The sequence below is a fragment of the Brevibacterium sp. genome (assembly GCF_052105255.1).
Taxonomy (GTDB): Bacteria; Actinomycetota; Actinomycetes; order Actinomycetales; family Brevibacteriaceae; genus Brevibacterium; species Brevibacterium linens_B.
This window is the reverse complement of record NZ_JBQDYQ010000044.1, coordinates 21,751-28,280: the sequence shown is the minus strand read 5'-3', so window position 1 is coordinate 28,280 and position 6,530 is coordinate 21,751. Positions and strand designations below refer to the sequence as shown.

At 66.9% G+C, this 6,530-nt stretch carries 4 protein-coding genes; all 4 read left to right on the top strand.

Annotated features, from left to right (window positions below; genetic code table 11):
• The first annotated feature begins 189 nt into the window (after positions 1-189).
• Positions 190-1,863, top strand: a complete 1,674-nt coding sequence (locus tag ACTIIH_RS11975) for an ATP-binding cassette domain-containing protein (RefSeq protein ID WP_441451985.1) — start codon at positions 190-192, stop codon at positions 1,861-1,863.
• A 110-nt stretch (positions 1,864-1,973) separates the two neighbouring features.
• Positions 1,974-3,161 (top strand): tRNA dihydrouridine synthase DusB, encoded by a 1,188-nt coding sequence (gene dusB / locus ACTIIH_RS11970; protein WP_101553416.1) that lies wholly within the window; start codon positions 1,974-1,976, stop codon positions 3,159-3,161.
• Positions 3,162-3,163: 2 nt separating this feature from the next.
• Entirely contained in the window at positions 3,164-4,471 is a 1,308-nt protein-coding gene (locus ACTIIH_RS11965) for a deoxyguanosinetriphosphate triphosphohydrolase (RefSeq protein WP_101593379.1), read from the top strand.
• Positions 4,472-4,474: 3 nt separating this feature from the next.
• On the top strand, positions 4,475-6,529 hold the full coding sequence (gene dnaG, locus ACTIIH_RS11960) for a DNA primase (RefSeq protein ID WP_101593380.1): 2,055 nt from the start codon (positions 4,475-4,477) through the stop codon (positions 6,527-6,529).
• The last annotated feature ends 1 nt before the right edge of the window (position 6,530 follow it).

Genomic DNA, 6,530 nt, shown 5'->3' with positions numbered 1-6,530 from the left:
CGCGCCAGGTTGCTGGGCCGCCGTCAGGTAGCAAGAAGGGGTGGGGTTGACCGGACGTATCGCCTCGGCAATCATGGGAATGTCCCATTTCCGATCAAGGACGTCGCTCAAGTGAAGTGAATCCTCATACCGTGACTTGCGGGTGCCACGGGCCCGCAGCGCTTCTGCGTACACGAAATGAGGACCCTCATGCCCACAGCCATCACTGTGTCCGAACTGGACTACCGCCTCGGCGACGATACCGAGATCTTCTCCGGACTCACCGCCACCATCCCTGCTGACCTCGTCGGATTGGTCGGCGACAACGGAATCGGCAAATCCACCTTCGCCCGCATCCTCGCCGGTCGACTGCGAGCCTCGTCAGGAACCGTCACGGGTGCCGATGGCGCCGTCTACATCGACCAGCTGCTGCCGCATTCCACGCAGCGGGTCGATTCCGCATTGGACATCGCCTCCGTTCGACAAGCGCTGGGCCGCGCCCTGGCCGGAGAAGCGACTGGCGCCGACTTCGACCTCATCGGCGATGACTGGGACATCGAAGCGCGAGCCCTGGCGGCGCTGTCCGAACTCGGGCTGCAGCTGAATGTGAGCGATCTCGACCGGAGTCTGAGCAGCTTCTCCGGCGGACAGGCCACACGCATCGGACTGACCCGAGCGGCACTGGTCGGCGACGCCTGGCTGATCCTCGACGAACCGAGCAACAACCTCGACGAGGATGGGCGGGCGCTGCTGACGACGCTGCTCACGGAACGCCGCGGACCGACCCTCGTCATCTCCCACGACCGAACTCTGCTGACCCAGATGAACTCGATCATCGAGATGACCGACCGGCTGCGCGTCTACGGAGGGAACTTCGATGACTACGAAGCCATGGTCGCCGCTGAAGAGGAAGCCAAGCAGCAGAAGGTCACCGATGCGAAGAAGTCCCACGAGGTCGAAAAGCTACAGCGGATCGAACTGGAGACGAAGCTCGCACGAGCCGACCGGAAAGCCAAGAGGGATAAGGAGAGCAAACGTCGACCGAAGATCGTCATGAACGGGCTGACGAACTTCGCCGAGAAGTCAGCGGCCAAACGGCGTGGCGACAAAGCCGCCGACGAGGCGGCGGCCTGGGACGAACTCACCGCTGCCAAGGATGCCCTGCGTCGGACATCGAGCGTCCGCCTCGACCTGCCCGACACCCAGGTCCATTCGACCAAGCGGGTCCTCGAGATCTCCACAGCCGCCTCGGCGAAGTCCGAGCGACCACAGACGATCGTCGGGCCGGAACGGATCCGACTGACCGGACCGAACGGGGCCGGGAAATCGACCCTGCTGGCGGCGATCCTGGCGGCCGCGGACGGCCGTGCCTCAGACGGTGGCGCCGCGGATGACCGTGCTGCGGACAGCGGCGGCCCGCCGGTCGCCGAACTCTTCGGCGACCTCGACATCACCGTCGCCGCCCCGACAGCCCACCTCGACCAGCAGTACCGACTGCCGGGAGAGCTGACGGTGATGGAAGCGGTGCGATCGGGCAATCCGCAGCTCGACCCGCACCGCGTCCACGAAGTGCTCGCGGCCATGGGACTGCGCGCCGGACGCACCGGCCAGATCTGTTCGACCCTGTCGGGTGGGGAGCGCTTCCGCGTCGCCTTGGCTTCAGGACTCCTCCAGGATCCGGCGCCGCAGCTGCTCATCCTCGACGAACCGGGCAACAATCTCGACCTGTCATCGCTCGAAGCGCTGGTGACCGCTCTCGAAGGATTCGGCGGTGCGATGGTGATCGTCACCCACGACGACCGACTCGCCTCCGAACTCTCCGTCGACACCGAATGGGACGTGCGGGAATTTCTGCGCTCCGAATCAGTTGATGTGAACATATGAGTCGACGCTACGGGGGAGGAGCGCGTCCGCAGCGGCACGGATTCCGGGCGTGAACAGGTGAGGAGAAGCAGGCGAATGTGCGATTTTGACTTGACTGGGATAATGGTTGCGTGAGTGTCATCAGCCCTGCCCCAGAAACCGCATCCCCGACGCCCGAAACAGCCCTGCGCATCGGGCCGATCGAGCTGTCCTCGCCCGTCGTGCTCGCGCCCATGGCCGGAATCACGAACACCGCCTTCCGCCGCCTGTGCCGCGAATACGGAGCCGGCCTGTACGTGACCGAAATGGTCACCACCCGGGCGCTGGTCGAGCGCAATCCGAAGACGCTGCGCATCATCCACCACGAACCGTATGAGACCCCGCGCTCCGTCCAGCTCTACGGAGTCGACCCGGTGACCATGGGCCAGGCCGTGCGGATGCTCGTCGAGGAGGACCGGGCCGATCACATCGACCTCAACTTCGGCTGCCCCGTGCCCAAGGTCACCCGCAAGGGCGGCGGCTCCGCGCTGCCGTGGAAACAGGACCTATTCACCTCCATCGTCACCACGGCCGTCACCGAGGCGGCCCGCCGGGACGTGCCCGTGACGGTGAAGATGCGCAAGGGCATCGACGCCGACCACACGACCTTCCTCGACGCCGCCGAAACCGCTCGCAACGCCGGCGTCGCCGCCGTCGCCCTGCACGGCCGCACCGCCGCGGACCTCTACTCGGGGACCGCGGACTGGGACGCGATCGCCCGGCTCAAGGACCACCTCGGCGACACCGTACCGGTGCTCGGCAACGGGGATATCTTCGCCGCCGAGGATGCCCTGGACATGATGGCCAAGACCGGCTGCGACGGCGTCGTCATCGGGCGCGGCTGTCAGGGGCGGCCGTGGCTGTTCGGTGACCTCGCGAACGCGCTGAACGGCAGCGACGAACGCCACCGTCCCGGTCTCGCCGAGGTGGCGCGCGCGGTGTACAAACACGGCGAATACCTCGTCGATCACTTCGAGGACGAATTCCTCGGCGTCCGTGACCTGCGCAAACACATCGCCTGGTACTTCAAGGGCTACCCCGTCGGAGGAGAGCTGCGCAGTCAGCTGGCCATGGTCTCCTTCCTCGAGGAACTTGCCGGACTGCTCGACCAGCTCGACAAGGACGCCCCCTATCCGGGAGCAGCCGCCGAAGGGTCCCGCGGCCGCACCACCCGGCCGAAGAAGCCGCACCTGCCCGAAGGCTGGCTGGACTCCCGCATCTTCGATCCCAGCGGGAAGTCGCTGCTGTCGGAGGCCGAACTCGACATCTCAGGAGGATGAGAATGCCCTTCGACACTCACCCGCACACCTCGGTGCGGACGGGTACCGTGGCGGTCTACTCGCCCTGGGACGAGGAGCGGTGGGTGAGCGAACCGGCGAAGAATCCACGACGTTCGGCCTTCCAGCGCGACCGTGCCCGCGTCCTCCATTCCTCGGGCCTGCGCCGCCTCGGCGCGAAGACCCAGGTCGTGTCCCCGGGCACGGACGATTTCGTCCGCACCCGCCTCACCCACTCCCTCGAGGTGGCCCAGGTCGGACGCGAACTCGCCCGCTACCTCGGCTGCGATCCCGATATCGTCGACACCGCCTGCCTGTCCCACGACCTCGGGCACCCGCCCTTCGGCCACCACGGAGAGACGATCCTCGATGCCCTGTGCGCCGACATCGGCGGCTTCGAAGGCAACGCCCAGACCCTGCGCCTGGTCACGCGCATCGAACCGAAGGTCATCGCCGATGACGGCCGTCCGGCCGGTCTCAACCTGTCCCGCGCCAGCCTCGACGCATTGACGAAGTACCCGTGGCCGCGGGCCGAAGCCACGGCCGGTCGCCGTGACTCCGGGGTGCGCAAATTCGGTGTCTACGATGACGACCGTGCTGTCTTCGACTTCTACCGCGACGGCATCGACAACGGCCAGAGATGCATCGAAGCCCAGGTCATGGACTTGGCCGACGACATCTCGTACTCCGTCCACGACGTCGAGGATGCCATCGTCGCGGGACACCTCGACCTCGCCGACTTCGCCGCCGATGACCGTCGGACCGAACTCTTCGACATCACCCGTCAGTGGTATCTGCCGGAGACCACCGATGCGGAGATGGACAAGGCGCTCGGCCGACTGCAGGCGGCCGCCTACTGGCCCAAGGAGGCCTTCGACGGATCCCGTCGGGCCCAGGCCGGTCTCAAGCACATGACCAGTCAGCTCATCGGGCGCTTCGTCGGGGCCGCGGAATCCGCGACCCGTGAGGAATTCGGGTGGGAACCCCTCGCCCGGTACTCCGCCTCACTCGTCGTGCCCGAGACGACCACCGTCGAGATCGCCGTGCTCAAGGGCATGGCGACGCTGACGGTGATGGTCGCCGAGGATCGACTGCGACTCCATGACATCCAGGCGGCAGTCATCAACGAACTCGCCGAATGGTACTCGCAGTCACCGGACAAACTCGATCCGATGTTCCGCGCCGACCACGCCGAGGCCGCCGACGACTCCGCACGGCGGCGCGTCATCGTCGACCAGATCGCCTCCCTGACCGACCATTCCGCCTGGGCCCTCTACCATCACCTCAACGCCGGAGCGGGGGATCGGCTCTAGACCATGGCCGGACTCATCAAGCGCGAGGACATCGACGAACTGCGCAGCCGCACCCGCATCGACGAGGTGATCGGGGAATTCGTCACCCTCAAGACCGCAGGCATCGGATCGCTCAAGGGCCTGTGCCCGTTCCACGACGAGAAGACTCCCTCGTTCACGGTGCGCCCCCAGGTCGGGATGTACCACTGCTTCGGCTGCGGTGAATCCGGCGACGTATTCACCTTCCTGCAGAAGGTCGAACAGCTCAGCTTCGTCGAAGCCGTCGAGACCCTGGCCGGCAAGGCCGGAATGCACCTGCGCTACGAGGACGGGAAGGGCCCCGACCGGGAACAGGCCAGCCGCAGGCAGCGACTGCTGGAGATGCACGAAGTCGCCGGGCGCTTCTTCGCCCAGGCGCTGGAATCCGAAGCCGGGCAGATCGGTCGCGAATTCCTCACTGGCCGCGGCTTCCCCGCGGAGTCGAGCCGAGTCTTCGGCATCGGCTTCGCCCCGAAATCCTGGGATGGACTGACGACACACCTGCGCAGGGCCGGATTCACCGATGAGGAGATCCTCGCCGGCGGCCTGGCCAGCGAGGGCGGACGCGGAATCTACGACCGGTTCCGCGGTCGGGTGATCTGGCCGATCAAGGACATGACCGCCCGGACCATCGGCTTCGGCGCCCGCCGACTCTATGACGATGACAAGGGGCCGAAGTACCTCAATACCCCGGAGACCGCGCTGTACCACAAGAACCAGGTCCTCTACGGCCTCGATCTGGCGAAGAAGTCGATCGCGAAGACCAAGCGCGTCGTCGTCGTCGAGGGCTACACCGATGTCATGGCCGCCCACCTCGCCGGAGTCGACCAGGCCGTGGCCACCTGCGGTACGGCCTTCGGCGCCGAACACGTGAAGATCATCCGCCGCCTCCTCGGCGACGACCCGACCGGGCAGGTGATCTTCACCTTCGACGGCGACGCCGCCGGTCAGAAGGCTGCGCTCAAGGCCTTCGAATTCGAGAGCCTGTTCAGCGCCCAGACCTTCGTCGCCGTCGAACCCGACGGCCTCGACCCCTGTGACCTGCGGATGAGGAAGGGCGACGCGGCCCTGCGCGAACTCATCGACGGGTGCAAGCCGCTCTTCGAATTCGTCATCACCACCGCGATCGCCCGCTTCGACCTCGACACCGTCGAAGGTCGGATCTCCGCGGTCCGCGCCGCCGCCGAGGTGCTCACCGACGTCCGCGACCGAAACAGTCTTTCGCATTACTACCGGTTCGTCGCCGGCCGCATCGGCGTCGACATCGATGAGGTGGAGGCGGCGGTCCGCACCGCCGCTCGCCAGCCGAAGCAGAACAGACGGCCCGCCGAGGCGCCCGCCCGTCAGTCGTCATATCGCGACGGTCCGCCGCCGACGCCGACCGCGCCCGCACCCTCGACGTCAGCCGTACCCGGTTCGGGGTCAGGGTCCGGTGCCGGAACCGGACCGGGGCACGCCCCGTCCGGGGGCGCACGCGAGCCCGGGCCCGCCTCGGCGGGCGAGGCCTCCGACGAACGCGGCCTGGAATACGTCTACGAGGAACGCCCCGACGTCTCGAACCTCTCGGCCCCGATCAGTCCTGCCCGGCTGAAGACGGAGAAGGGCGCCCTCATGGTCGCCCTTCAACATCCGGAGGTGGTGAATGCGAAGCTCTTCGACTCGCTGTCCGCGAAGGCCTTCGAACACCCCGGCTACCGGCGGATCCAGGACGCGATCGGACAAGCCGGGGGACTGGGTGCCGCCGGCCCCGCCCAGTCGAAATGGGCCGAGCGCGTCCTCGACGCCGCTGCCGAGGACCTCAGACCCTATGTGGCTCAGCTGCTCGTGACCCCGCTGCCGGTGATCGAAGGGGACGGGATCGACCGGTTCGCCCGCGGCATCGTCGCCCGCCTCTTCGACTACGACCTCGAACGCATCGCCAAGGAACTCCACTCTCGCCTGCAGCGCCAGGACACCGCCGACGGAGCAGGCCAGGCTGCACTGCTCGGCCAGCTGCAGACCCTCGAGCAGCACCGGGCGAGGCTGAAGACGCTGATGTAGA

Bases quoted from the DNA above. Each gene is read 5' to 3' on its own strand.
- ACTIIH_RS11975 (WP_441451985.1), top strand. From the start codon at position 190: ATGCCCACAGCCATCACTGTGTCCGAACTGGACTACCGCCTCGGCGAC.
- dnaG (WP_101593380.1), top strand. From the start codon at position 4,475: ATGGCCGGACTCATCAAGCGCGAGGACATCGACGAACTGCGCAGCCGC.
- ACTIIH_RS11965 (WP_101593379.1), top strand. From the start codon at position 3,164: ATGCCCTTCGACACTCACCCGCACACCTCGGTGCGGACGGGTACCGTG.